Here is a 23,955-nt window from a genome sequence, read left to right on the forward strand (position 1 = left end):
AAGGCAAGGTGGACGTGCGGGTGTCCGGCGAGCGGGAAGTGGCGGCCAGCGTGCCGGCTTCGCGCATGCGCGCACGCGTGCCCGGCGGCTTGCTCAGGCCGGCGGGAAGGGCGGGCGCAACGACCGGCCCGGCAGCGCGGCGGGCGTCCGGGCGTGACGGACGACGGCGCATCGCCGCCGCATCGGGCACCTCGCGTGCGCGAACGAGGGAGGCCGGCTGCCCGCCGGTCAGCGTATTGCCATGGCCGGCGGTTCGCCGCGATCGCGCAGCGCGGCGCGGCCCGCGTCGAGGTCGACGACCGCAAGCCCGTCCGGCTGCTGTTTCGCGCGCCGCTTCGCGAGCGCGGCGACCGATGCGATCTCGTCGCTGCCGTAGCGTTTCGCGCCGTGCGCGCCGGCCGGCACGCCGACCGCGCCGATCGCCATCGTCACGAAACCGAAGAACGCCGGGTTGCCGTGGCGGTCCTCGCCGCGCAGCCCGCCCGCCTGCCGGTCGGCCTGCGTGTAGAAGCGCTGCGCGCCGTCGTTGAAGCGCGCGATCGCGTCGGCGGCGCGTTGGCGCCAGTCGTCGCGCTGGAACAGCACGAGGAAATCGTCGCCGCCGACGTGCCCGAGAAAGTCGCGCTGCGGATCGCACACGCCGGCCAGCACCGTCGCGGCGAACTTCAGCACCTCGTCGCCCTGCCAGTAGCCGTACTGGTCGTTGAACGGCTTGAACTGGTTCAGGTCGACGTAGCACGCATGAAAGCCGGCGTCGCGCTGGAGCAGGCGGTCGATGTGCGCGCTGATCGGGATGTTGCCGGGCAGGAACGTCAGCGGGTTCGCATAGCGGGCGGCCTCGATGCGCATCTCGGTCACCGCGCGCACGAGGCTCTCGCCGGTGCCGAGCCCGACATAGCGGCCGTGTTCGGTGATGACGAAGCCGTCCGCGAGGTAGCGCTGGTCGTGGCTCGCGAGCAGCATCGCGAGCTGCTCGAACGTCGTCGCGTTGTCGATCATCAGCGGCGCGTCGTTCGCGAACGGCAGGCACGGCTTCTTCCCGAACACCTCGCGGTGGTACGGCAGCGCGAAGCGGTCGATGAAGCCGCGGCGATCCACGAGCGCAACGGGCCGCCCGCGTTCGACGAGTGCGACCGCATGCAGGTCGGGCATCCGGTTGAACAGGTCGAGCACGTCGTTGCTGGTCGCGTCGCGCGGCAGCGCCGGCGCCGGAACCAGCATCTTCCCGGCGATCGTGCCGGCCGGCCGCACCGGGCGCGTCGCGCCGGGAAACACCGCGATGTGCGGCGCGCGGATCGCGTCGCGTGCGGCCGGTGCGACGACCCGCGACGGCCGCGCGTTCGGCCGGCCGAGCAGGAAACCCTGCACGCAGCAGATGCCCATGTCGCGCACGACGATCAGGTCGCTTTCGTTCTCGATGCCTTCCGCGATCAGTTGCGCGCCGCTCGCCTGCGCGAAGTGCTGCATCGCCTTCACGGCTTCGAACTTCAGCGGGTCGCGCGCGATGTCGTGGATGAAGAAGCGGTCGATCTTCACGACGTCCGGATGCAGGCGCAGCCACAGGTTCATGCTCGCGTTCGCGGTGCCGTAGTCGTCGAGCGCGAACTGGATGCCGGCGTCGCGCAGCGACGCGACGGCCGGCTCGATGTGGGCGATGTCCGTCGTCGCGTTCTGCTCGGTCAGTTCGATCACGATGCGCTCGGCGCCGACCCGCGCACGGTCGAGCAGTTGGCGGGCGCGCTCGCGTTCGCGCGCGAGCTGCAGGATCGTGCCCGCGCTGAAATTGAGGAACAGCTTGCCGTCGCAGCCGAGCGCTGCGAACGCGTCGAGGCAGGTGAGCGCGGCGGCCTGTTCGAGCGCGATGGTCTCGCCGTCGCGCGCGGCCTGCGCGAACAGCGCGGCGGGCGTTTCGAGGTCGGTGCCGCGCGGGCCGCGTATCAGGCCCTCGTAGCCGACGACCGTCCCCGATCCGAGATCGACGATCGGCTGGAAGACGGCGGCCAGCGCACGATCCGCGATCAGGCGCGTGGTGCGGGTGGCGGCGGAGTCGGGGTGGGGCGCGGGCATGGGCGAGGGCAGCCGAATCGACGGGACGCCCGACTTAACGGCACCGCTCGCGGAGAGTTGAATGAAGATTTCGTGACGCGATGGGCGTTGCTGGTGCATCGCGTCGGGGGCGTGTCGGTGCGTGGGTGGAAGGGCGTTGCGCCGGGAGGCGGAAAGGCGGAAAGGCGGAAAGGCGGAAAGGCGGAAAGGCGGAAAGGCGGAAAGGCGGAAAGGCGGAAAGGCGGAAAGGCGGAAAGGCGGAAAGGCGGAAGGCGGGAGGCGGAAGGCGGAAGGCGGAAGGCGGAAGGCGGAAGGCGGAAGGCGGAAGGCGGAAGGCGGGAGGCGGGAGGCGGGAGGCGGAAGGCAGAAGGCAGAAGGCAGAAGGCAGAAGGCAGAAGGCAGAAGGCGGGAGGCGGAAGGCAGAAGGCGGAAGGAATAGCCCCGGGACGGCACCACCCGGCGGCCGTCCCGCTGCCCCGATCGTCAGCGCTTGCCCGCGCTCAGCGCGCCGGGCGCCGATGCCGCGTCGCCCTCGTCATGCTCGCCGCTCATGTCGCGCGCGCCCCAGCGCTGCGCGAGCGCCGCGCACGCCATCAGCTGGATCTGGTGGAACAGCATCAGCGGCAGCACGATCGCCCCGACCGCGTTCGCCGAGAAGATCACCTTCGCCATCGGCACGCCGGCCGCGAGGCTCTTCTTCGATCCGCAGAAGATGATCGTGATCTGGTCGGCGCGGTTGAAGCCGAGCCGCTTGCTGACGAACGCGGTCAGCAGGAGCGCGATCGCGAGCAGCACGAGGTTGACGACGAGCAGGCCGCCGAGCGCGCGCGGCGGGATCTGGTGCCAGAGGCCTTCGTTGACGGCCTCGCTGAACGCGACATAGACGACGAGCAGGATCGAGCCCTGGTCGACGAAGCGCAGCACGCCGCGGTTGCGGTCGATCCAGCCGCCGATCACGGGCCGCAGCAACTGGCCGGCGATGAACGGCACGAGCAGCTGCATCACGATGCTGCCGACGGTGCTCCACGGCGACGCGGCGGCGGCCGATTGCGACGTGATCATCAGCCCGACGAGCGCCGGCGTGACGAAGATCCCGAGCAGGCTCGACGCGGATGCCGCGCACACGGCGGCCGGCACGTTGCCCTTCGCGATCGACGTGAACGCGATCGACGACTGGACCGTCGACGGCAGCGTGCACAGGAACAGCACGCCCGCATACAGCGTCGGCGTGACGAGCGGCTGCAGCACCGGCTTCAGCGCGAGGCCGAGCAGCGGGAACAGCGCGAACGTGCTGAGCAGCACGACCGCGTGCAGCCGCCAGTGGGTCGCGCCCGCGACGACGGCTTCGCGCGACAGCTTCGCGCCGTGCAGGAAGAACAGCAGGCCGACGGCGATATTGGTCGCCCAGTTGAACGCGTGGGCGGCCGGGCCGCGGCAGGGCAGCAGGCTCGCGAGCACGACGGTGCCGACGAGCGCGAGCGTGAAGTTGTCGGGAAGAAAACGGGGACGGGCCATCGGGAACTCGATTCGGAAACGACGGGGGCGCGCGTCGCGCGCGCGGATGGCGCCATTGTCCCGGTTGATGATTCACTACACAAATTCATTGTGGGAATCGATTGATGAATCAGTCTCATGCGACTGCGTCCACGGCACCGGCCCGGCCATGCGCAAAACGGCAGAAGAATGTTCTGTCCCGGTCGCGTGCCGAAGTGAAAAAACCTAGCAGTAACATGGTGTTACACCGATGCCGGCGACATAACACTTTTTGGCTCGACACGCTTTCGGCGCGCTCATAAATTACTGCTGAAAGCCTTGGGTCGGCCGAAAGGAGCCGGCGGCGGGCATGGACAGGCATTGCACGATGACGGAACGGGTGAAACGGAAGATCGGACGATGGGTCGCAGGCGCACTCGGCGCGTTGCTGATGCCGTTCGCGCTCGCGCAGCCGCCGCACGGCGGTCATGCATTCGGCGGCCACGGTTTCGGTGGTGGCGACATGCGCGCATACGGTCAGCCGGCCGGCGGGGTTCCCGTCTGGCGCCACGTCACGCCCCCCGTCGGTGCACGCGCCGGCGGCGTGAGCGGCTACGGTTCCCGCTGGGGGCTGCGGCCGACGCCGTCGTACGGTCATTACGCCGCGCAAAGCCCGTATCGCCCGATCAGCGCCGACGTGCGCCAGATGCCGCGCCCGCCGGGCGGCGGCAACGTGCCGCTGCGCGCCGGTTCGATCCGCGCCGACGTCGCGCGCTACAACGAGGAGCGCGGCGGCCGTCCGATGCCGCCGCCCCGCTCGCAGGAAGAGCCTACGCACTCGCCGTATTTCTCCCCGTTCTACCGAAACTGAGCGCCCGCGCGCTCGTCCCTCCGGCGGCTGATGCGAATTCGCCACAGTCGCGCACAGATTTCCGCTGATTTTCCCGTCGCATTGCGCTATCTTTCGCGCCCGGCTCGCATGTGCCACGCGGCCGCCCGGCCGTGCGACCGCGTCCACGCCGGGCCGCCGGCGGGTACCTGGCCATGTATCAATTCCGCGAAGTTAATGCTGCCGCTATACCCGCAATAAGTGTGCGCAATTTTGACCGGACGAATGATCCGTAAAGATGGCTGCGCCCCATACGACGCAAGCACTCGGCTCCAAAAAACAACGCTCGCGCCACTTATCGACAATTCGACAAAATCTGGAGATCCAATGAAAGCATTCGCTCGCCGTGCGTCGCGCACGTCCGTCAAGCTGATCGCCGCGGCTGCCTGCGTGGCGGCTACCGCTCCCGTCCATGCACAGTCGAGCGTGTCGCTCTACGGTCAGGTCGACGAATGGGTCGGCGCCACCAAGTTCCCGGGCGGCGACCGCGCGTGGAACGTGAGCGGCGGCGGGATGTCGACGTCGTACTGGGGCATGCACGGCGCCGAGGATCTCGGCAACGGCTACAAGGCGATCTTCACGCTGGAAAGCTTCTTCCGCGCGCAGAACGGCCAGTTCGGCCGCTTCCAGGGCGACACGTTCTTCGCACGCAACGCGTACGTCGGCATCGATTCGCCGTACGGCACGGTGACGGCCGGCCGCCTGACGACGCACCTGTTCCTGTCGACGATCCTGTTCAACCCGTTCTACGACTCGTACACCTTCTCGCCGATGGTGTACCACGTGTTCCTCGGCCTCGGCACGTTCCCGACCTACCCGAGCGACCAGGGTGCCGTCGGCGATTCGGGCTGGAACAACGCGCTGTCGTACACGTCGCCTTCGTTCGGTGGCCTGAATTTCGGCGCGATGTACGCGTTCGGCAACCAGGCCGGCGACAACGGCTCGAAGAAGTGGAGCGCGCAGTTCAACTACGCGAACGGCCCGTTCGCGGCGACTGCGGTCTACCAGTACGTGAACTTCAACAACGGCCCGCGCGACCTGAGCGCGCTGGTGGCCGGCATGAAGAGCCAGGGCATCGCGCAAGTCGGCGCGACCTACGACCTGAAGTACGTGAAGCTGTTCGGCCAGTACATGTATACGAAGAACGACCAGGTCGCGGGCAGCTGGCACGTGAATACCGCGCAGGGCGGCGTGTCGGTGCCGCTCGGCGTGGGCAACGCGATGGCGTCGTACGCGTACTCGCGCGACGCGGGCGGCCTCGACCAGACGCGCCAGACCTGGGCCGTCGGCTACGACTATCCGCTGTCCAAGCGCACGGACGTCTACGCTGCTTACATGAACGACCACATCAGCGGCCTGTCGAACGGCAACACGTTCGGCGCCGGCATCCGCGCGAAGTTCTGACGCGCACGCGCGACCGCCGCGCCGGATGCGCGCGAAAAGCGCGTCCGGGCTGCATGTTTTCCCGCCAGAACGGCGCCGCCACCCGCGGCGCCGTTTTGCCTTTCTTGACCTTTCTGTTTCCCCGCCTTTGTTACCCTATCTCGTAATTGGACCATTCCCCCGTCATTACGAGCGAGTTCGATGGATACCCTCGTCAGCATGAATGTGTTTCGCTACGTCGTCGAAGTGGGCAGCTTCGTCGGCGCGGCCGAGCGCATGCAGATGTCGGCTGCGATGGCGAGCAAGCACGTGATGCATCTCGAGCAGCAGCTCGGTGCGCGGCTGCTGCATCGCACGACACGACGCGTCGCGCCTACCGAGGCCGGACGCGAATACTACGAGCGCCTCGTGCAGGCGCTGTCGGAACTCGACGAAGCCGGGCAGGCCGTCGGCGCCGCGAGCGTGGTGCCGCAAGGCAGGCTGCGCGTCACGTCGCTGTCCGCGTTCGGGCTGCGGCACGTGATGCAGGCCGTCACCGATTATGCGGGCCGGTTCCCGGACGTGACCGTCGACATGACGCTGTCCGATCGTGTGGTCGACCTGATCGAGGAAGGCTACGACGTCGCGGTGCGCGCGGCGCCGAACGGGTTGAAATCGTCGTCGCTGGTCGCGCGGCAGATCGCGACCGCGCACATCCTGCTGGTCGCGTCGCCCGAGTATCTCGAGAAGCACGGCACGCCCCAGACGATCGCCGATCTCGCGCACCACAACTACCTGCGGCGCGACTCGAATTCGACGATGCTCGACGCGCTGGTGATCGACGCGGCCGCCGCGTCGCGCGTGAACCTGAACGGCAACCTGATCGTGAACCATCTCGAAGGGCTGCGTGCGGCCGTGCTCGCGGGCGCGGGCATCGCGCTGCTCGGCACCGAGGTGGTCGGCGACGACATCGAGTCCGGCCGGCTCGTGCCGGTGCTGATCGATGCGGTGCCGCCGCACGAGGCGCCGATCTATGCGGTCTACGCGAGCCGCCGTCACGTGTCCGCGAAGGTGCGTTCGTTCGTCGATTTCCTGGCGGCGCGTTTCGAAGGGCAGTCGCTGTGCCCGTCGATCGAATCGCGCCTGCGCGTGCTGCCGATCACGCGGATGAAGCGCGCGGTGTGAACCGCGCATCCCGCCGCGGCGGGGCGATGAAAACAAAAAGCGCGAGCCGTTGCAGCTCGCGCTTTTTGTTTGGTCCGACGGGATGCGCGCCGGCGGCGGCCGTCAGCGCGGGATGCCGAGCCGCGCCTTCGCGTCGTCGTACTCGCGCTTCAGGCGCTCGACGAGCGCGCCCACGCTCGGCAGGTCGTCCATCAGGCCGACGCCCTGGCCGGCGCCCCAGATGTCCTTCCACGCCTTCGTCTTGTCGCCGCCGAAATTCATCTTGGTCTTGTCGGATTCCGGCAGCGCGTCGGGATCGAGGCCCGCCTTCTCGATGCTCTCGCGGATGTAGTTGCCGTGCACGCCCGTGAAGAGGTTCGTGTAGATGATGTCCGACGATTTCGCGTTCAGGATCGCGTGCTTGTAGTCGTCGATCGCGTGCGCTTCCTGCGTCGCGATGAAGCGCGTGCCCATGTACGCGAAATCGGCGCCCATTGCCTGCGCGGCGAGGATCGAGCCGCCGTTCGCGATCGAGCCGGACAGCACGATCGGGCCGTCGAAGATCTTGCGGACTTCGCCGACGAGCGCGAACGGCGACGTCGTGCCCGCGTGGCCGCCTGCGCCGGCCGCGACGAGGATCAACCCGTCGACACCGGCTTCGAGCGCCTTCTGCGCGTGACGCAGGTTGATCACGTCGTGCAGCACGATGCCGCCGTAGCTGTGCACCGCGTCGACGATCTCGCGCGCCGGCGCGCGCAGGCTCGTGATGAAGATCGGCACCTTGTGCTCGACGCACACGCGCACGTCGTGCTCGAGCCGCGTGTTCGACTGATGGACGATCTGGTTGACCGCGATCGGGCCGATCACGGCGTCGGGGTGCTTCGCCTTGTGGTCGGCCAGCTCGGACTGGATCTGCGTGAGCCACTCGTCGAGCAGTTCGGCCGGACGGGCGTTGAGTGCGGGGAACGAACCGACGATGCCCGCCTTGCATTGCGCGAGCACGAGTTCGGGGTAGCTGACGATGAACATCGGCGACGCGATGACGGGCAGCGTCAGGTTCTGCAGGACGGTGGGCAATGCCATGTAATGTCTCCAGTCTCCAGGGGCGGCCGCGGTCGCGCCGCCGCCATGCTTTGCGGTCGAACGGTCATTCGAGTGTAGCTGCGGAACGAAGCGGTAAAGCGAAGCTGCAAAACGAGGTCGTCCTTATTAATACGAACGATCGTGCGATTCTACGCGAGCTTAGCAAATCGCGCGGTGTGGCGGCAATCGAGTGAGTGTTCTCTTTCTAGGGATTCTGGTGTTTACCGCGCTGTGAAGACGCGCCGGCGCTCCTAAAATAACCGCCATAACAAACCAACGAGAAACAAACCATGTCGTTTGAGGCGTTTGCACCGTTTCGCGTGACGGTGCAGGACACCGACATTTTCGGTGTCAAAGGAGGCGCGGGTCCGCCGCTCCTGTTGCTGCACGGACATCCGCAAACCCACATGATCTGGCATCGCGTTGCCGCGACGCTCGCGAATCATTTCACGGTGATCGCCACCGACCTGCGCGGTTACGGCGCGTCGGGCAAGCCGCCGAGCGACGCGCAGCACGCGCCGTATTCGAAACGTGCGATGGCGGCCGACCAGGTCGCCGTGATGCGGCACTTCGGCTTCGAGCAATTCCATGTGTGCGCGCACGATCGCGGCGCGCGGGTCGCGCATCGGCTCGCGCTCGATCATGCGGATGCCGTCGAGCGGATGATGCTGCTCGACATCGCGCCTACGCTCGCGATGTACGAGAAAACCGATCGCGCGTTCGCGACCGCGTATTTCCACTGGTTCTTCCTGATTCAGCCGGAGCCGCTGCCCGAGACGCTGGTCGGCGCGCATACCGATGCGTACATCGAACGCGTGATGGGCAACCGGTCCGCCGGGCTCGCGCCGTTCGCACCCGAGGCGCTCGCCGCGTACCGGGCCGCGCTCGCGCAGCCGGGCGCCGTGCATGCGATGTGCGAGGACTACCGCGCATCCGCGACGATCGATCTCGAGCACGACCGTGCGGATCTCGAGCGCGGCAACAAGGTCGCGTGCCCGCTGCGCGTGCTGTGGGGCGAGCACGGGATCGTCGGCCGCTGCTTCGATCCGCTCGACGAATGGCGCCGCGTCGCGCGCGACGTCAGCGGCCGCGCGCTCGAGTGCGGGCACTACATTCCGGAAGAGGCGCCCGTCGCGCTGATCGACGAACTGCTCGCGTTCTTCGAGGCGCGCGACGCGGCCGCCTGACGGCACACGGGCGGCGCGTGCCGGTGCTCAGCGGTGCGCGCCGTCGTCCTCGACGAGCGGCGGCAGCCGGCGCGGCACCGGCGTCGATTTCACGATCGCGGTGCTCGTCTCGGCGCGCTCCGTCACTTTCGACAGGATGTCGTCGAGGTGCGCGATCGTGCGCAGGTAGAGCCGGCAGATGAAGCAGTCGTCGCCGGTGACCTTGTCGCACTCCACGAATTCGGGAATCCGGCGCAGCATCTCCTCGACGAGATGCAACTGGCCGGGCAGCGGCTTCACGCGGACGATCGCCTGCAGCGTGTAGCCGAGCGCGCGCGGGTCGAGCTCGACGGTGAACGCGGCGATCACGCCTTGCGCCTCGAGCCGCCGCACACGATCGGCGGTCGCCGGGGCCGACAGCCCGATCTGCCGGGCGAGTTCACTGGTTGCGATACGCGCGTCGTCGGCCAGCGCCGCGAGGATCGCGCGGTCGGTCGCGTCGAGCGACGCGACGGCGGGCGGGGAAAGGCGTTTCGGCATGATCGCTTTGCTTTCGAAGGTCAATCGGCTGATTCGCTTCAGTTTAGTCGTGGTTGCGGCGAAAGCAAGTTTCTAGAATCGAGGTCATCCACTCTCTTTCAATGGAGTTCATGATGGCCTCGAATGAAATTCGCCGCGGTGCCGCCGAGATGGTCGTCGCGATGCTGATGTCCGGCACGATCGGCTGGCTCGTGATGTCGTCGCAGCAGCCGCTGACGAACGTCGTGTTCTTCCGCTGCCTGTTCGGTGCCGCGACGCTCGCGATCGTCTGCGCGGCATTCGGCTTCCTGCGCCGCGCGCTGTTCTCGCCGCGGATGCTCGCGCTCGCGACGCTCGGCAGCATCGCGATCGTCGCGAACTGGCTGCTGCTGTTCGCCGCCTATTCGCGCGCATCGATCTCGATGGCGACCGCCGTCTACAACACGCAGCCGTTCATGCTCGTCGCGCTCGGCGCGATCGTGTTCCGCGAGCGGATCACCGCGTCGACGCTCGCGTGGCTCGCGCTCGCGTTCGTCGGGCTCGTCGCCGTGGTGCGCGTCGAGCCGGCCGTGCTCGCGGTACCGGGCGAATATCTGGAGGGCGTCGCGCTGTCGCTCGGCGCGGCGTTCCTGTATGCGATCTCGTCGATCGTCACGAAGCACCTGAAGGGGACGCCGCCGCACCTGCTCGCGCTGCTGCAGGCCGGTATCGGCATCGTGCTGCTCGCGCCGTTCGCCCACTTCGGCACGCTGCCCGCGACGGCCGGGCAGTGGCTCGACCTGATCGTGCTCGGCGTCGTCAACACGGGCCTGATGTACGTGCTGCTGTACGGCGCGATCCAGAAGCTGCCGACCGCGATGACCGGCGCGCTGTCGTTCGTCTATCCGGTCGTCGCGATCGTCGTCGATCACTTCGCGTTCGGGCAGACGCTCGCGTGGACGCAGGTGCTCGGCGCGCTGCTGATCCTGCTCGCGGCGGCCGGCGTGAATCTCGGCTGGCGCATCGTGCCCGCGCGTCGCGCGGCGGTCGGCAACTGAAACGGTCGTACGATTCGGCGTCGCGGCGGGTGTCGCGGCGGCGCGTCGAATGCGAGTTTCGGGAGCGGATATTGCGCGCGGATGGCGTGCGCATGGCGAGCAAAAGCGGAGCCCGCGCACGCGTGGAAGACGCTGTAAGAAGTTGTAGGGAAACACCCGATGCGAGCGGTGCGCGTCGCTCGTATGATGCGGGCTGTGACGTTGATCACGTTCACAGGATTCCGATCTCGATGCCGTTCGCCCGTCAGGCTGAACGGCTTTTTTTTATGCGCCGCTCCTCGCAATCAGGCGCCGCCGCGCATCGAGCCGCGCGAGCAGCACACGCCTCGCGTCGTCATCCGACGTGCGCCATCCCTTGATCTCGTCGCGCGTACGGAGGCAACCCGCGCACCAGTCGGTGCGCGGATCGATCCGGCATACGTCGGTGCACGGCGAGGCCACCGTGCCGACCGGTGCCACGGCGTCGCTCATGCGGATTCCCGCAATGCGACGTCCGCGACCGGCGCGCCCGTCAGCGACACCAGTTCGTTCGGCGACAGGTTGAACACCGCGTGCGGATGGCCGGCGGCCGCCCACAGGCTGTCGAGTTCGAGCAGGTCGGCGTCGATCAGCGTGACGGGTTCGACGAGATGGCCGATCGGGCAGACGCCGCCGATCGCATAGCCGGTGTTGTCGCGCACGAACTTCGCGTCCGCGCGGCCGACCGCGCCGACCTGCGCGGCGACCTTCTTCTCGTCGACGCGATTGACGCCGCTCGCGACCACGAGCACCGGCGCGCCGTCCGACTGGCGGCGAAACAGGATCGACTTCGCGATCTGCGCGACCGAGCAGCCGAGCCCGGCCGCGGCCTCGGCCGACGTCTTGCCGGTTTCGGCGAGCATCACGATGCCTTTCGCATGGCCGCGCTCGCGCAGCAGCAGCGCGACGCGTCGCGCGGAATCGGGGAGGGAATCGAATGAAGCGGGTGTCGTCATGTTGAGGAATCCATCGAATACCGGGGTTATACGCAGTTCGCGGCGTCGGCCGCGCTCTGCGCCTTGGCGAGCAATGCGCGACCGGCGCGCGACACGTTCGCGCGGCCGATCGCGTTCGAGATGAAGTCGCCGGCAGCGACGACCTGCGCGAGATCGATGCCGGTGTCGATGCCGAGGCCCTGCATCAGGTACAGCACGTCCTCGGTCGCGACGTTGCCGGTCGCGCCCTTCGCGTACGGGCAGCCGCCGAGGCCCGCGACCGACGCGTGGAAGATCTCGATCCCTTCGAACAGCGCCGCGTAGATGTTCGCGAGTGCCTGGCCGTAGGTGTCGTGGAAGTGGCCCGACAGGCGTTCGCGCGGGAACACGCGCGTGACGGCCGACAGCACTTCGCGCGTGCGCTTCGGCGTGCCGACGCCGATCGTATCGGCGATGTCGATCTCGTCGCAGCCGAGCGCCGCGAAGCGCTCGACGACGTCGACGACCGATGCGACCGGCACTTCGCCCTGGTACGGGCAGCCGAGCGTGCACGACACGCTGCCGCGCAGCCGTACGCCCGCATCCTTCGCCGCCTTCGCGACGGGCTCGAAGCGCGCGATGCTCTCGGCGATGCTGCAGTTGATGTTCCGCTGCGAGAACGCCTCGCTGGCCGCGCCGAAGATCACGACTTCGTCGGCGCGCGCGGCGAGCGCATTCTCGAAGCCCTTCAGGTTCGGGGTGAGCACCGAGTACACGGTGCCCGCGCGGCGCTCGATGCCGGCCATCACGTCGGCGCCGTCGGCCATCTGCGGCACCCATTTCGGCGACACGAACGACGCGGCCTCGACGTTGCGGAAGCCGGCGCGCGACAGCCGGTCGACGAGCGCGATCTTCACGTCGGTCGGCACGAAGGTCTTCTCGTTCTGCAGCCCGTCGCGCGGGCCGACTTCGACGATCTTGACGGCGGTGGGGAACGTCATGGTTGTCTCCAGGTTTGCTTGCAGGTTCAGTAGCCGCGCGTGTAGTCGACGATGCCGCCGATGCGCTCACCGCGCTCGAGCGCGCGGATCTTGCCGGCGATCTGCTCGACGGCCTCTGCGCGCAGTGTCTCGGCCGAGCTGTGCGGCGTGATCGTGATGCGCGGCGCGCGCCAGAACGGGTGATCCTCCGGCAGCGGCTCCTGATGGAACACATCGAGCGTCGCGGCGGCGATCCGGCCGCTCGCGAGCGCATCGAGCAGGTCGGCCTCGACGAGATGCGCGCCGCGCGCGACGTTGACGACATACGCACCGGGCGCGAGCCGCGCGAATGTGCGGGACGACAGGATGCCGTCGGTGTCGGGCGTGCTCGGCAGCAGGTTGACGAGCACCTTCGCGCCGTCGATGCACGCATCGAACGCACCGTCGCCGGCGAAGGTCGTGACGCCGTCGAGCTGCTTCGCGCTGCGGCTGTAGCCGCGCACGGGCAGGCCGAGCGCGGCGAGCGCGAGCGCGACCTGCGCGCCGAGCACGCCGAGGCCGAGCACGGCGACGGTGAAGCTGGCGCGCGCATGCGGCTCGAGCGGCTGCCAGCGGCGCTCGCGCTGCTGCGCGTCGTATTCGTCGAAGCGGCGCAGGTAGCGCAGCACCGCGTGCGTCACGTATTCGACCATCTGCTGCGCCATGCCCGAATCTTCCAGCCGCACGAGCGGCACGTGCGGCGGCAGCGTGCCCGGTTGCGCGCGGTCGAGCGCGAGCAGCGCGTCGACGCCGGCGCCGAGGTTGAAGATCGCGCGCAGGCCGTCGCGCGGGGTGAAGAATTCGCGCGGCGCGCGCCAGACGAGCGCGTAATCGGCGGCGGCCGTGTCGCCCGGCTGCCACGCGCGCAGTTCGGCTTCCGGCAGCGCATGCGCGATCTCGTCGCGCCACGCGCCTGCTTCCTGGTGCGGGGAATGGAACAGGATCTTCATTGGACGACTGCGCGCGCAGGCGAGGCGCGTCACGGGAACGGCGAGCGGAGCCGGGCGCGGCGCGCCGGCGGGCGTAGCGGACATCGGGCGTCTCCTGACGACCGGGCGCCCGGCGCGCATCGGCGCCCGGCCCCGGTTCCGTGTGAAGCTGACGGGAAGCCCACATTCTACGGTTTCGCGGCGCATCGCGCGCCGGTGCGCGGGGCGGGCGACCGGCGTGGGCGACCGGCGTGGCCGCCCCGCGGAAGGCCGCCCCGCGGAGGGCCGCCCCGCGCAAAAGCAAAGCACAAAATATTGGTTCGGCCGCCGGGCGCGCCGCGCCACAATCGAATCCCGTCTTCAAGCAAGCGAGGGCAATCATGCGCGCATGCAGCAAATCGGCGTGGCCGCCGCGCCTCGTTACCGTCCCGGGCCTGCACGGCAGCGAAGGCGCTCACTGGCAGACCTGGCTCGAACGGCAGTTCCCGCGCTCGCTGCGCGTCGAGCAGGACGACTGGGACGCGCCCGATCTCGCGCGCTGGGCGCAATCGGTGCGCACCTTGCTCGACCGCGAACGCGGGCCGTTCGTGCTGGCCGCGCACAGCTTCGGCTGCCTCGCGACCGCGCATGCGCTCGCGCAGTGGCCGCGTACGGGCGATGTCGCGGGCGTGCTGCTCGTCGCGCCCGCCAGTCCGAAGAAATTCACGTTTGCCGGGCCGTTCGACGCGCGCCGGCTCGCCGTGCCGTCGATCGTGATCGGCAGCGAGACCGATCCGTGGATGCCGCTTGCCGACGCGCGCACGCTCGCGCAGCACCTGGGCAGCGCGTTCGTGAACCTCGGCGACGCCGGGCACATCAACACCGCGGCCGGCTTCGGGCCGTGGCCGCGCGCGAAGTACTTCATCGACACGCTCGTCCACTGCGCGGCACCACTGCGCTTTCGCGACGCGGACGACGGCTTCGAGGCCGCGCTCGTCGATCGCGCGCTCGCGCACGCGATCTGATTCCGCCGGGCCGGGCGGGCGACCCGTGCGGCGCGGCGGGTGCCGCGCCATGCCGTGCCGTCGCGCTTATGCCGCGGACACGGGCCGCACCGCCGCCGGATCCGAATAGCTCGGCCGGCCGTTTTCGACGTGGCCCGCGAAACGGCGCGAGAACGTGCCGGCCGCGCCGTCGATCGCCGCGTGCGTCTTGTACCACGAGTGGTCGAGATCGCCGACGCACTGCGCGCTCGTCGTCAGCGTGTTCAGCCGGAACGGCAGCACCGGCTTGCCCGGGTCGGCCTTCGACGGCTGGTACCACACCGGCTTGCCGTTGGGCAGCGGGATCGGGAAGCGGTCGTTGTAGCCGCGCACGCCGCGCAGGTGTCCGAAGTAATGATCGAACGAGCGGTTTTCCTGCATGAACACGACGATGTGCTCGACATCGCGGATCGTGCCGGTGCCGCGCGCGGCGGGAATCGCGAGCGCGCGGCGGATCGATTCGGGGAAGGCGTTGAGCGCGACGGCGGCGCCCGCGGATTGTGCGACGGTATGCAGGAAACGGCGGCGGCTCGATGACGTCATGTTATTTCACCTCGGTTCTGCGGTCGGGGGACGGAAGCGGCGGGGTCAGCCCGGTGACGACGCGGCGGCACTCGACGCGGCCGCATTCGCCGCGGGTTTCGCGTCGTCGTCGTCATCGGGCGGGTAGTGCACGACGGGCGGCGCGAGCGGCGCTGCGTCGGACGCGGCGGCGTTCGCGGATGCATCGCGGTTGAATGCGCTGGCGGAGCCGGCCGATGCGCCGGCCTGCTGGGACGCGTCGGTCGTGTGTGCGTCGTGCGGCGCGTCGTCGCTGCAGGCGGCGACGAAAGCGGCGGCACAAAAAACGACGACGGCGGAAACGCGACGCATGACTTCTCTCCTGGCAGGCTGATCGGGAAACGTTTTCGAGTATGCCGGTGCGATGCGACGTTTCGGTGAATCGTTTGCGACTGTCGCGTGATCGCGGATTGCTTTCGATATCCTGACCATCCGCCTGCACGGCGTGGCGGGCGCGCAATATTTCCCGGCGGACGTTGCGAGGCGGGCACTTTTACCCGGGCGCGCGATGCGATGCGTGAGCGCGTCCAAGGCAGCCTGACCGTTGACGATGAACGCGAGCAACCGATCGCGTCGCGTCAGTGCCGCGGCGTGCGCCGCCGCACTTCGCTGCGCAGCCAGTCGAGCCAGGTTCGGATCGCCGATTCGTGCGGATGGCCGGGGCGCCACACGACGTAGTGCGCATACACGTCGGTCACGCGCACCAACGATACGCGCACGAGCGTGCCGTCCGCGAGTTCGGGCTCGATCAGCGAGCGGCGCGCGAGGGCGACGCCGCGCCCTTTCAAGGTTGCGTCGATCAGCGCGTTCGCATCGGTGAAACGCGGCGCACGCGCGGATTCGGTGAGGTCGAGCCGCGCGGCCTGGAGCCACGGTTCCCACGGCTGCGCGGGATGGCGCAGAAGCGTGGCGCGCACGAGATCGGCCGGCGCGCGCGGTGCGACGCCGTCGCGATTGCGGTACGCGGGGCTCGCGACCGGGAAGATCGTCTCGTTCATCAGCTTCTCGGCGACCACGCCCGGCCACGTGCCGGGCCCGTAGCGCAGCGCGACGTCGATGCGGTCGCGCTTGCGCAGCGGCGCGAGCGCCACGTCCGGGTGCAGCGCGATCGCGATGTGCGGATGCGCGGCCGAGAAGCGCGGCAGGCGCGGCGCGAGCCAGCGTTCGGCGACGCTCGGCAGCACGCTGACGTTCAGCGTGACGTCGCAGGTGCGCGGGCGGCTGCGCGCGGCGAGGGCCGGCTCGAACGCGCGCTCGAGCACGCTGAGGCCCTGGCGCACCTGCAGCGCGAGCGCGTGCGCGGCGTGCGTCGGTGTCGCGCCGTTGCGCTCGCGCGTGAAGAGCGGGTAGCCGAGCTGCGCCTCGAGCGCGCGGATGTGCTGGCTGACGGCGCCTTGCGTGAGCGCGAGCGCGTCGGCCGCGCGCGTGAAGCTCTGCAGCCGCACGGCGGTCTCGAACGCGCGCAGCGTCTGCAGCGGAGGAAGGTGGATGCGTTTCATGCGGGTATTAGTAGCACTAATGCCCGAGCACGACAATTCATCGTTTGCGGCGGGCATGCACGCGTTCCTACACTCGGTTCCGTCTTCCACAGTCCCGTCGGGCCACGCCACCATGAACGCATATCGTCTCTATCTTTCGCCGGGCGCCTGCTCGCTCGCCGCTCACATCGCGCTGGAGGAAACCGGCGCGCCGTTCGACGTCGAGATCGTCTCCGTGCAGAAGCAGCAGAACCTCGAAGCGCGTTATCTCGCGATCAACGCGAAGGCACGCGTGCCCGTGTTCGAGATTCCGGGCGAGCCGCGCGTGCTGACCGAAACGCCCGCGATCCTCACGTATCTCGCGCGCCGTTATCCGGACGCGCAACTGCTGCCGCTCGGCGATCCGCTGCGCGAGGCGCGATGCCACGAATGGCTCGCCTGGCTGGTCGGCTGGGTGCATGGCGTCGGCTACGGTGCGCTGTGGCGGCCGGGCCGCTTCATCGGCGATCCCGCGCTGCACGGGGCAGTCAGCACGCACGGGCGCGGCGTGATCGAAGCCGCGAACGAGACGATCGAAGCCGCGCTCGCCGACGGCCGCACGTGGGCCGAGCCGGGCGCGCATTCGATCGTCGATCCGTTCCTGTTCGTGCTGTATCGCTGGGGTGTCGCGATCGGGCTCGACATGGCGCGGCACCCCGCATGGACCGCGCATGCGCAGCGCGAGGCCGACCGGCCGGCCGTGCGCCGCGCGCTGGCGCGCGAAGCGGCCTGACCGGGATGCGGGCGTCGTGGCGGGGCCGCGGTGCCCGCGTGCCGCGTGCGGCCGCTAGCGCGTGGCGAACAGCGGATAGGTCGCGCCGGCAACCAGCGCGGCCGCGAGCCAGACCACGCTCCACGAACTGACGGCGAGCAGCGGCGGGATCGCGAGCGGCGTCGCGAACAGCCCGAGGTAGACGACCGTGTTCGCCATCCCGAGTGCAGTGCCCGCGTGGTTCGCGCCTGCGAGCGTCGCGAGCTCCGTGTACGCGACGCCATGCCACGCCGATACGCACACGCCCGCGAACACCAGAATCGCGACGATCGCGGCGAGCGGCACGTGCGGGCTGCCGGCCGTCGCGGCGGCAAGCAGCGTGAACGATCCGGCCGCGACGAGCACCGAGCCGCGCAGGTACGCGCGCCGGTTGCCGTGCCGGTCGGTATGGCGGCCGCTCCATACGCGCATCACCATCGCGCCGAGCTGCAACACGACCATCGCCGCGCTGATGCCGGCGAGGCCGAGCCGGCCGAAGTCGTGCAGGAACACCGTCGCGAACGTGAGCACCGCGAACTGCGGCGCGCACAGCAGGCCGATGCCGAGCACGATGCGCCACACGCGGGCGCTCGCGAGCGGGCCGTGCGCGAGCCGCGCGGGTTGCGGCCGAGCGGCCGGTCGATGCGCGGCACCGTGTGCGACAGCCGGGTCGGCGGGCGGTTCGTGCAGCCAGCGCCAGGTCAGCACGGCCGACCCGGCGCACAGCAGCATCAGCGCACCGAATACCGCCGCGAAGCCCAGATGCGACGCGAGCGACGGCAGCAGCGCCGCGCCGACGCCGCCGCCGAGCGGCACGGCCGTCTGGCGGATGCTCATCGCGAGCCCGCGTTCGCGCTCGCCGAACCAGCGCATCACCGCGCGTCCGCTCGATCCGTTCACGCTGCCGCCGAGCAGGCCGACGCAGCACATCGCCACGACGACGCGCGCCAGCGGCGGCACCGCGTGCGCGCTCGGGACGATCGTGCACACCATCAGCGCGAGCATCGCGGCCGTCGCGACGAGCCCGGTCAGCAGCACGCGGCGATCGCCGAAGCGGTCGGCGGCGATCCCCCACGGCAGCTCGGACAGCGCGACGCCGAAGCCGAGCGCGCCGAGCACGAGGCCGAGTGAGCCGTTGTCGAGGTGGTAGGCCGTGCGCATCCACACGGCGGTGGTCGGGATGCCGGCCGCCGCGGCCGAAAAGCTCATGTTCGCGGCCACGCCGGCGGCCAGCACGCGCCAGCGATGGGCCGGGCCGCGTACATCGCGGGCGGGCGAGGAGGGGGAGGCGATGCAGGTGGTATCCATGGCGGCAGGCCCGGTTGGAAATTGACATCCACAGTCTGGCGACCTACATTCATCCTGAAAATCGGAAAGTTCTTGATGAATCGTTCGATAAAACAGGATGGTTGAAATGCCCGGACAAGACATTCCACGCGGCGGCGGCGAGTCGCTCGCGCTGGCCGATGCCGCGCTGGCCCGGCCCAACTTCGACGTGGCGGCGCTGCGCAGCCTCGTCGCGGGCGTGGATCTCGGCAGTTTCGCGAAGGCGGCCGACCGCGTCGCGCGCTCGTCGTCGGCGGTGAGCGCGCAGATCCGCAAGCTCGAGGAGCAGGCCGGCACGCCGTTGTTCGTGAAATCCGGGCGCGGGCTTGCGCTGACCGATGCCGGCGACGCGATGCTGCGTTATGCGCGGCGGATGATCGAGCTGAACGACGAGGCGGCCGCGGCCGTGCGCGGCGTCAATCTCGACGGTTGGGTGCGCGTCGGGTTGCAGGAGGATTTCGGCGAGGCGATTTTGCCCGACGTGCTCGGGCGGTTCGCGCGTGCGCATCCGAAGGTGAGGATCGAGGCGCGCGTGGCGCGCAATGCCGACCTGCTCGACCGGCTCGACGCGAACCAGCTCGATCTCGCGCTGGTGTGGGGCGATCCGGTGTCGGCTGCGCTACTGTCGCGGCCGGGTATCGACAGCGAGGTGATCGCGCAGGTGCCGATGCAGTGGGTCGGGGCGGCGGGGGCGGGCGGGTTCGGCGTGCCGGGTGGGGCCGACGAAGGGGCGGAAGTCGGGGCGGCTGCCGCGCACGCCTCAACGGGCGGCCGTGCCGCGGGCGAGGCGCTGCCGCTCGTCGTGTTCGACCGGCCGTGCCGGTTCTTCGGCGCCGCGACCGATGCGCTCGACCGCGCGGGCGTGCCGTGGCGCGTTGCATTCACGACGCCGAGTCTCGCCGGGTTATGGGCCGCGGCGGCGGCCGGCCTCGGGCTGACGGTGCGTTCGCATTACGGACTGCCCGCGTCGGTGCGCGTGCTCGATGCGGCTTCGCTCGGATTGCCTGCGTTGCCGAGCCTGCCGCTGATCCTGCTGCGGCGCACGTCGTCGGCGACGCCGACCGTCGACCGGCTCGCGTGGATCGTGACGCAGGCGGTGCGGGATGCGACGGAGGGGGCGGTGGCGGCGCTGGCGGCGTGACGAAACGTTCGATTGCCGCCGCGGGTTGCGGTTCGGCAATCCCTCTGCCGATTGGCCGAATGGATCGATCGGGTGAACCTGACTACAGTGACGATCACTTGAAACGGAGGTCGTCATGCAAAACGCGAATACGCCCGGTGCCGGTGCGGTCGATCCGGCCCAACGGGCAGATACCACGATCCGCGGCGACGGGGCGTCAGCCGGTCGACTCGCGTCTGCCAATCCGCCCGTTCGGTTCGGTGTCCTGCAAGGGCAAGCCCGGATCGCGGACGATTTCGATGCGCCGCTGCCCGATTACCTGCTGGATGCGTTCGAAGGGCGCTGATGCGGTTGTTGCTCGACACGCACGTCTTTTTGTGGATCGTGACCGATGACCCCAAGCTCAGCGCACGGGCGTGCTGACTGATTTCGGCCGCCGACGAGCGTTTCGTCAGCAGCGCGAGTAGCTGGGAGGCCGCCATCAAGGCCGGCTTGGGGAAGCTCGATATCGACGTCGGCAAGCGTCATGCCGCTGCGGCGTCCGGTGCGGTTTCGTCCAGTTCCGCGCAGAGCGCGGCCAGCCGCTCCCGCAACTCTTCGCTCGCCGGCACGAACGGCAGCCGCAACCCGTCCTCGCACCAACCTTGCGCGGCCAGCACGGCTTTCACCGGTGCCGGATTCGGCTCCGCGAACAGCGCCGCGACGAGCGGCTGCAGCGCGACCGACAGGCGCCGCGCATCGGCGAGCCGGCCGTCGCGCAGCAGCGCATGGATGCGCACATGCCATTCGGGCAGCACGTGCGCGCTGCTCGCGATCGCGCCGTGCGCACCGGCGCACATCGCCGCGAAGTTCTGGTTGTCGTCGCCGGACAGGATCGCGAGCGGCGTGTCGTGCACGAGCCGGCTCATCCGGTCGAGCGTGCCGCCGCATTCCTTGAGGCCCGCGACGCGCGGGTCGCGCGCAAGCGCCTGCAGCGTGTCCAGTTCGACGTTCACGCCGGTGCGGTACGGGATGTTGTAGACGAGCACCGGCAGGTCGGCGGCGTCGACGATCGCCTCGACGTGGCGGCGGATGCCGTCCTGCGTCGGCCGCACGTACACGGGCGGCGTGACGAGCAGCCCGTCCGGCCGCAACTCCGCGAGTTCGCGCGCACGCGCGGCCGCGAAATGCGTCGCGCTCGCGGTCAGCCCGACGACGATCGGCAGTCCGGGCGCCGCGTCGCGCAGCGTCGCGAACACGGCGTCCTGTTCGCGTGCGTCGAGCAGCACGCCTTCACCCGTCGTCGCGCCCGCGACGAAGCCCGCGATGCCCGCGTCCGCATAGTGGCGAGCGAGTCGCGCGAGCGCGGCATGGTCGACTTCGCCGTGGTGGAACGGCGTGATGATCGGCAGCCAGATACCTTCGAAACGTGTGTTCATGCAAAGCCTCATGGTGGAAACGGAGTGGGAAGGAACCGTTCCGCCGGCGGAGGGCCGGAGCGAGGCATGCGTGCAAGGAGAATGAAACGACCTGCGGGCATCCCGTCCGGCATTCGCCTGACGGGACGCGACGTCCCCGTCAGTCGAGGAGTCGTTTTTTCAGTTTCAGCCCGGCCGCGCGCGCACCTGCCGCGACGGCGGCGAGGATCGGAAGCGAGCGCAGGGCAGCGGACATGGAGGAACCGTGAATGGGCTGAGCGGCGATCTTAACACCGGATTCGCTGCGCACGCGAGTGTCCGCCGCTGTTTAGCAGGAATCGAGATTTGCTTTCCACGACTGATTGGAAAGCGCGCAGCGCCCGGCCGCTAGAATGCCCGCTTACGTTTCGATGACAGCGCGTACGCGTGCCGTCACGCACATTCACCACCACTGGAAGCGGGGCATATCACGATGGCAAGCATGAAGGGGATCGGCCGCTGGCTGCACACGGGCGCGGCGGCGGCGCTGGTCGTGGCGGCGTCGGCCGCGCACGCGGACACGTCGATCCTGAACGTGTCGTACGACGTGACGCGCGAGCTGTACAAGGACATCAACACGGGCTTTGCCGCCGCGTACAAGCAGAAGACCGGCGAGACGGTCGCGATCAAGCAGTCGCACGGCGCGTCGAGCGCGCAGGCGCTGTCGGTGCTGCAGGGGCTGCAGGCCGATGTCGTGACGATGAACCAGCCGAACGACATCGACCTGCTCGCCGAGCGCGGCCAGTTGCTGCCGAAGGACTGGCGTGCGCGTTTCCCGGACAACAGCTCGCCGTACTCGACCACGATGGTGTTCCTGGTGCGCAAGGGCAACCCGAAGGCGATCAAGGACTGGAGCGATCTCGCGAAGCCGGGTGTCCAGGTGATCATCGCGAACCCGAAGACGTCGGGCAACGGTCGTTATGCGTATCTCGCCGCATGGGGCTTCCAGAAGCAGAAGGGCGCGACCGACCAGCAGGCGATCGACTTCGAGAAGGCGATCTTCCGCAACGTGCCGGTGCTCGACTCCGGCGGCCGGGGTGCGACGACGACGTTCACGCAGCGCGGCATCGGCGACGTGCTGGTCACGTTCGAGAACGAAGTCGCGCTGATGGACACCGGTGCGTCGGGCGCGCAGTTCGACGCCGTGTATCCGTCGGCGAGCATCCTCGCGGAGCCGCCCGTCGCCGTCGTCGACAAGGTCGTCGACAAGAAGGGCACGCGCAAGGTCGCGCAGGCGTATCTCGACTACCTGTACACGCCGGAAGCGCAGGAGATCATCGCGCAGCACCATCTGCGCCCGCGCGACGCGAACGTGCTGAAGAAGCATGCTGCCGAGTTCAAGCCGCTGAAGACGTTCAGCGTCGAGCAGGTTTTCGGCAGCTGGGCGAACGCGCAGAAGACGCATTTCGCGGACGGCGGCACGTTCGACCAGGTGATCGTCGACCGGAAGTGAGCGCCGCGCACACCGCGCGCCTGTCCACGCGCTGACGACGCAGCCGGCCGCTTCCGCGGCCGGCTTTTTTGTGCCTGGCGGCCGGCGGCGCGGCGGACGCTCATTCCGAACCGGCACGCATACCCGGCCGCAGCCGCGCGTGCTACGCTCATCGCCTTCCTGCTTCCGGCGCCGCGCGATGAATGTCGATTCGTCCTCCCCAGCCTCCCGCGGCCGTGGCCGCAAGATCTGGTCGGGCACACGCCCGGTCATTGCGTACGGGATGCCGCCGCTCGGCTGGCGCGACCTCTATCACCGCGCGCTGACGGTGAGCTGGCCCGTTTTCTTCCTGTCGCTCGCCGTGCTGTTCCTGCTACTCAACGGCGGCTTTGCAATGCTCTACCTGCTCGGCCACGCGTCGATCGCGAACCAGTCACCGGCCGGGTTCGGCGGCGCGTTCTTCTTCAGCGTCGAGACGCTCGCGACCGTCGGCTACGGCGACATGCATCCGCAAACCGTCTATGCGCACCTGGTCGCGACATTCGAGATCTTCATCGGGATGTCGGGCATCGCGCTGGCCACGGGGCTCGTGTTCGCGCGGTTTTCGCGACCGCAGGCGAAGATCCTGTTCGCGCGCTACGCGATCGTCCGGCCGCTGAACGGCAGGATGACGCTGATGGTGCGCGCCGCGAACGCGCGCCAGAACGTGATTGCCGAGGCGCAGGCGAAATTGCGGCTGATGCGGATCGAGGGCACGCACGAGGGCTACACGCTGCGCAAGATCCACGACCTGCCGCTCGTGCGCAGCGAGCACCCGATTTTCCTGCTCGGCTGGAACCTGATGCACGTGATCGACGAATCGAGCGCGCTGTTCGGCGAGACGCCCGAATCGCTCGCCGCGCGCGACGCGTCGTTGCTGATCACGATCGAAGGCTCGGACGAGACGACCGCGCAGGTGATGCAGGCGCGTCACACGTGGGTGCATGGCGAAATCCGCTGGCGTCACCGCTATGTCGACCTGATGCACGACGAAGACGGCATCACGCACATCGACTACACGCATTTTCATGAAGTCGTGCCGGTCGACACCGATACCGACGAGCGCGGCTCGCCGGGCGCGGTGGTCGATGCCGACGCAGCGGCGCCGGGCCCGGCTGCGTAGGTACGCCCG

The 23,955-nt window shown here is 69.1% G+C and carries 23 protein-coding genes and 2 pseudogenes; 12 read left to right on the top strand and 13 right to left on the bottom strand.

Annotation, left to right across the window (positions count from 1 at the left end; genetic code table 11):
- Positions 1–228: 228 nt before the first annotated feature.
- Complete coding sequence (locus E9536_RS37240) at positions 229–2,067, bottom strand: EAL domain-containing protein (protein ID WP_027788962.1); 1,839 nt, start codon at positions 2,065–2,067, stop codon at positions 229–231.
- 462 nt (positions 2,068–2,529) lie between these two features.
- A complete protein-coding gene (locus E9536_RS37245; RefSeq protein WP_059492026.1) occupies positions 2,530–3,561 on the bottom strand; it encodes a bile acid:sodium symporter family protein in 1,032 nt (343 codons plus the stop codon).
- 346 nt (positions 3,562–3,907) lie between these two features.
- Between E9536_RS37245 and E9536_RS37250 the strand changes: the two genes are divergently transcribed.
- From E9536_RS37250 to E9536_RS37260, 3 genes are all read left to right on the top strand, one after another.
- Positions 3,908–4,390 carry a peptide-binding protein gene (locus E9536_RS37250; RefSeq protein WP_124673891.1) on the top strand — a complete coding sequence of 161 codons (483 nt, stop codon included), beginning with the start codon at positions 3,908–3,910 and terminating at the stop codon, positions 4,388–4,390.
- Between the two features lie 345 nt (positions 4,391–4,735).
- Positions 4,736–5,812, top strand: coding sequence for a porin (locus E9536_RS37255; protein WP_027788965.1), 1,077 nt, complete (start codon positions 4,736–4,738; stop codon positions 5,810–5,812).
- Positions 5,813–5,992: 180 nt separating this feature from the next.
- A complete protein-coding gene (locus tag E9536_RS37260) occupies positions 5,993–6,955 on the top strand; it encodes a LysR family transcriptional regulator (RefSeq protein WP_021157442.1) in 963 nt (320 codons plus the stop codon).
- 102 nt (positions 6,956–7,057) lie between these two features.
- Here E9536_RS37260 and E9536_RS37265 read toward each other — a convergent pair whose 3' ends face one another.
- Positions 7,058–8,017, bottom strand: a complete 960-nt coding sequence (locus E9536_RS37265) for a nitronate monooxygenase family protein (protein ID WP_027788966.1) — start codon at positions 8,015–8,017, stop codon at positions 7,058–7,060.
- A 290-nt stretch (positions 8,018–8,307) separates the two neighbouring features.
- On the opposite strand from E9536_RS37265, the gene E9536_RS37270 reads away from it, so the two are divergent.
- Positions 8,308–9,204 (top strand): alpha/beta hydrolase, encoded by an 897-nt coding sequence (locus E9536_RS37270; protein WP_060208720.1) that lies wholly within the window; start codon positions 8,308–8,310, stop codon positions 9,202–9,204.
- 27 nt (positions 9,205–9,231) lie between these two features.
- On the opposite strand, the gene E9536_RS37275 is transcribed toward E9536_RS37270, so the two are convergent.
- The gene (locus tag E9536_RS37275) at positions 9,232–9,723 is read right to left on the bottom strand and encodes an Lrp/AsnC family transcriptional regulator (protein ID WP_011353413.1); all 492 of its coding nucleotides are present in this window, start codon (positions 9,721–9,723) and stop codon (positions 9,232–9,234) included.
- Positions 9,724–9,836: 113 nt separating this feature from the next.
- Between E9536_RS37275 and E9536_RS37280 the strand changes: the two genes are divergently transcribed.
- Complete coding sequence (locus E9536_RS37280) at positions 9,837–10,739, top strand: DMT family transporter (protein ID WP_027788967.1); 903 nt, start codon at positions 9,837–9,839, stop codon at positions 10,737–10,739.
- Positions 10,740–11,003: 264 nt separating this feature from the next.
- Here E9536_RS37280 and E9536_RS37285 read toward each other — a convergent pair whose 3' ends face one another.
- The 4 genes from E9536_RS37285 to E9536_RS37300 are packed head-to-tail and all read right to left on the bottom strand — an operon-like array spanning position 11,004 to position 13,640.
- A complete protein-coding gene (locus E9536_RS37285) occupies positions 11,004–11,210 on the bottom strand; it encodes a DUF1289 domain-containing protein (protein WP_059695266.1) in 207 nt (68 codons plus the stop codon).
- Positions 11,207–11,713: a YbaK/EbsC family protein gene (locus tag E9536_RS37290; RefSeq protein ID WP_027788969.1), complete on the bottom strand. Its 507-nt coding sequence runs from the start codon at positions 11,711–11,713 to the stop codon at positions 11,207–11,209. The genes E9536_RS37285 and E9536_RS37290 overlap by 4 nt, the downstream gene beginning before the upstream one ends.
- Positions 11,714–11,739: 26 nt before the next feature.
- On the bottom strand, positions 11,740–12,672 hold the full coding sequence (locus E9536_RS37295; RefSeq protein WP_027788970.1) for a hydroxymethylglutaryl-CoA lyase: 933 nt from the start codon (positions 12,670–12,672) through the stop codon (positions 11,740–11,742).
- A 26-nt stretch (positions 12,673–12,698) separates the two neighbouring features.
- Positions 12,699–13,640, bottom strand: a complete 942-nt coding sequence (locus tag E9536_RS37300; protein ID WP_136472668.1) for a glyoxylate/hydroxypyruvate reductase A — start codon at positions 13,638–13,640, stop codon at positions 12,699–12,701.
- A 359-nt stretch (positions 13,641–13,999) separates the two neighbouring features.
- On the opposite strand from E9536_RS37300, the gene E9536_RS37305 reads away from it, so the two are divergent.
- Positions 14,000–14,623, top strand: coding sequence for an alpha/beta hydrolase (locus E9536_RS37305; RefSeq protein WP_027788972.1), 624 nt, complete (start codon positions 14,000–14,002; stop codon positions 14,621–14,623).
- Between the two features lie 165 nt (positions 14,624–14,788).
- On the opposite strand, the pseudogene E9536_RS37310 reads toward E9536_RS37305, so the two are convergent.
- From E9536_RS37310 to E9536_RS37320, 3 genes and pseudogenes are all read right to left on the bottom strand, one after another.
- Positions 14,789–15,184 (bottom strand): annotated as a pseudogene (locus tag E9536_RS37310) (alkaline phosphatase family protein); the annotation flags it as partial.
- Positions 15,185–15,229: 45 nt separating this feature from the next.
- Complete coding sequence (locus E9536_RS37315) at positions 15,230–15,514, bottom strand: hypothetical protein (RefSeq protein ID WP_027788974.1); 285 nt, start codon at positions 15,512–15,514, stop codon at positions 15,230–15,232.
- Positions 15,515–15,780: 266 nt separating this feature from the next.
- Entirely contained in the window at positions 15,781–16,701 is a 921-nt protein-coding gene (locus E9536_RS37320; protein ID WP_136472640.1) for a LysR substrate-binding domain-containing protein, read from the bottom strand.
- A 112-nt stretch (positions 16,702–16,813) separates the two neighbouring features.
- Between E9536_RS37320 and E9536_RS37325 the strand changes: the two genes are divergently transcribed.
- A complete protein-coding gene (locus E9536_RS37325) occupies positions 16,814–17,452 on the top strand; it encodes a glutathione S-transferase N-terminal domain-containing protein (protein ID WP_136472642.1) in 639 nt (212 codons plus the stop codon).
- A gap of 54 nt (positions 17,453–17,506) precedes the next feature.
- On the opposite strand, the gene E9536_RS37330 is transcribed toward E9536_RS37325, so the two are convergent.
- Positions 17,507–18,778 (bottom strand): MFS transporter, encoded by a 1,272-nt coding sequence (locus tag E9536_RS37330; protein ID WP_136472644.1) that lies wholly within the window; start codon positions 18,776–18,778, stop codon positions 17,507–17,509.
- A 106-nt stretch (positions 18,779–18,884) separates the two neighbouring features.
- On the opposite strand from E9536_RS37330, the gene E9536_RS37335 reads away from it, so the two are divergent.
- The 3 genes and pseudogenes from E9536_RS37335 to E9536_RS42295 form a co-directional block, all read left to right on the top strand.
- Complete coding sequence (locus tag E9536_RS37335; protein ID WP_136472646.1) at positions 18,885–19,937, top strand: LysR substrate-binding domain-containing protein; 1,053 nt, start codon at positions 18,885–18,887, stop codon at positions 19,935–19,937.
- Positions 19,938–20,052: 115 nt separating this feature from the next.
- Positions 20,053–20,262 carry a hypothetical protein gene (locus E9536_RS37340; protein ID WP_060199409.1) on the top strand — a complete coding sequence of 70 codons (210 nt, stop codon included), beginning with the start codon at positions 20,053–20,055 and terminating at the stop codon, positions 20,260–20,262.
- Positions 20,262–20,438: pseudogene (locus E9536_RS42295) on the top strand (PIN domain nuclease); the annotation flags it as partial. The gene E9536_RS37340 and the pseudogene E9536_RS42295, both read left to right, overlap by 1 nt.
- A 2-nt stretch (positions 20,439–20,440) precedes the next feature.
- Here the strand turns inward: E9536_RS42295 and dapA are convergent.
- On the bottom strand, positions 20,441–21,334 hold the full coding sequence (dapA, locus tag E9536_RS37350; protein WP_136472648.1) for a 4-hydroxy-tetrahydrodipicolinate synthase: 894 nt from the start codon (positions 21,332–21,334) through the stop codon (positions 20,441–20,443).
- Positions 21,335–21,785: 451 nt separating this feature from the next.
- Here dapA and E9536_RS37360 point away from each other — a divergent pair, with 451 nt between their 5' ends.
- Together E9536_RS37360 and E9536_RS37365 are read left to right on the top strand one after the other, a co-directional pair.
- Positions 21,786–22,805, top strand: coding sequence for a sulfate ABC transporter substrate-binding protein (locus E9536_RS37360; protein ID WP_048026803.1), 1,020 nt, complete (start codon positions 21,786–21,788; stop codon positions 22,803–22,805).
- Positions 22,806–22,983: 178 nt separating this feature from the next.
- Positions 22,984–23,946, top strand: a complete 963-nt coding sequence (locus E9536_RS37365) for an ion channel (RefSeq protein ID WP_027788982.1) — start codon at positions 22,984–22,986, stop codon at positions 23,944–23,946.
- Positions 23,947–23,955: the final 9 nt, after the last annotated feature.

Origin of the sequence: Burkholderia sp. LS-044, assembly GCF_004803625.1 — a bacterium.
GTDB classification, from domain to species: domain Bacteria; phylum Pseudomonadota; class Gammaproteobacteria; order Burkholderiales; family Burkholderiaceae; genus Burkholderia; species Burkholderia cepacia.

Excerpts from the sequence above, each read along its gene's own strand:
- E9536_RS37365 (WP_027788982.1), top strand. The coding sequence starts at position 22,984 with ATGAATGTCGATTCGTCCTCCCCAGCCTCCCGCGGCCGTGGCCGCAAG.
- E9536_RS37325 (WP_136472642.1), top strand. The coding sequence starts at position 16,814 with ATGAACGCATATCGTCTCTATCTTTCGCCGGGCGCCTGCTCGCTCGCC.
- E9536_RS37300 (WP_136472668.1), bottom strand. The coding sequence starts at position 13,640 with ATGAAGATCCTGTTCCATTCCCCGCACCAGGAAGCAGGCGCGTGGCGC.
- E9536_RS37315 (WP_027788974.1), bottom strand. The coding sequence starts at position 15,514 with ATGCGTCGCGTTTCCGCCGTCGTCGTTTTTTGTGCCGCCGCTTTCGTC.
- E9536_RS37295 (WP_027788970.1), bottom strand. The coding sequence starts at position 12,672 with ATGACGTTCCCCACCGCCGTCAAGATCGTCGAAGTCGGCCCGCGCGAC.
- E9536_RS37305 (WP_027788972.1), top strand. The coding sequence starts at position 14,000 with ATGCGCGCATGCAGCAAATCGGCGTGGCCGCCGCGCCTCGTTACCGTC.
- E9536_RS37330 (WP_136472644.1), bottom strand. The coding sequence starts at position 18,778 with ATGGATACCACCTGCATCGCCTCCCCCTCCTCGCCCGCCCGCGATGTA.
- E9536_RS37360 (WP_048026803.1), top strand. The coding sequence starts at position 21,786 with ATGGCAAGCATGAAGGGGATCGGCCGCTGGCTGCACACGGGCGCGGCG.
- E9536_RS37245 (WP_059492026.1), bottom strand. The coding sequence starts at position 3,561 with ATGGCCCGTCCCCGTTTTCTTCCCGACAACTTCACGCTCGCGCTCGTC.
- E9536_RS37340 (WP_060199409.1), top strand. The coding sequence starts at position 20,053 with ATGCAAAACGCGAATACGCCCGGTGCCGGTGCGGTCGATCCGGCCCAA.
- E9536_RS37285 (WP_059695266.1), bottom strand. The coding sequence starts at position 11,210 with ATGAGCGACGCCGTGGCACCGGTCGGCACGGTGGCCTCGCCGTGCACC.
- E9536_RS37250 (WP_124673891.1), top strand. The coding sequence starts at position 3,908 with ATGACGGAACGGGTGAAACGGAAGATCGGACGATGGGTCGCAGGCGCA.
- E9536_RS37260 (WP_021157442.1), top strand. The coding sequence starts at position 5,993 with ATGGATACCCTCGTCAGCATGAATGTGTTTCGCTACGTCGTCGAAGTG.
- E9536_RS37335 (WP_136472646.1), top strand. The coding sequence starts at position 18,885 with ATGCCCGGACAAGACATTCCACGCGGCGGCGGCGAGTCGCTCGCGCTG.
- E9536_RS37255 (WP_027788965.1), top strand. The coding sequence starts at position 4,736 with ATGAAAGCATTCGCTCGCCGTGCGTCGCGCACGTCCGTCAAGCTGATC.
- E9536_RS37265 (WP_027788966.1), bottom strand. The coding sequence starts at position 8,017 with ATGGCATTGCCCACCGTCCTGCAGAACCTGACGCTGCCCGTCATCGCG.
- E9536_RS37290 (WP_027788969.1), bottom strand. The coding sequence starts at position 11,713 with ATGACGACACCCGCTTCATTCGATTCCCTCCCCGATTCCGCGCGACGC.
- E9536_RS37275 (WP_011353413.1), bottom strand. The coding sequence starts at position 9,723 with ATGCCGAAACGCCTTTCCCCGCCCGCCGTCGCGTCGCTCGACGCGACC.
- dapA (WP_136472648.1), bottom strand. The coding sequence starts at position 21,334 with ATGAACACACGTTTCGAAGGTATCTGGCTGCCGATCATCACGCCGTTC.
- E9536_RS37320 (WP_136472640.1), bottom strand. The coding sequence starts at position 16,701 with ATGAAACGCATCCACCTTCCTCCGCTGCAGACGCTGCGCGCGTTCGAG.
- E9536_RS37280 (WP_027788967.1), top strand. The coding sequence starts at position 9,837 with ATGGCCTCGAATGAAATTCGCCGCGGTGCCGCCGAGATGGTCGTCGCG.
- E9536_RS37270 (WP_060208720.1), top strand. The coding sequence starts at position 8,308 with ATGTCGTTTGAGGCGTTTGCACCGTTTCGCGTGACGGTGCAGGACACC.
- E9536_RS37240 (WP_027788962.1), bottom strand. The coding sequence starts at position 2,067 with ATGCCCGCGCCCCACCCCGACTCCGCCGCCACCCGCACCACGCGCCTG.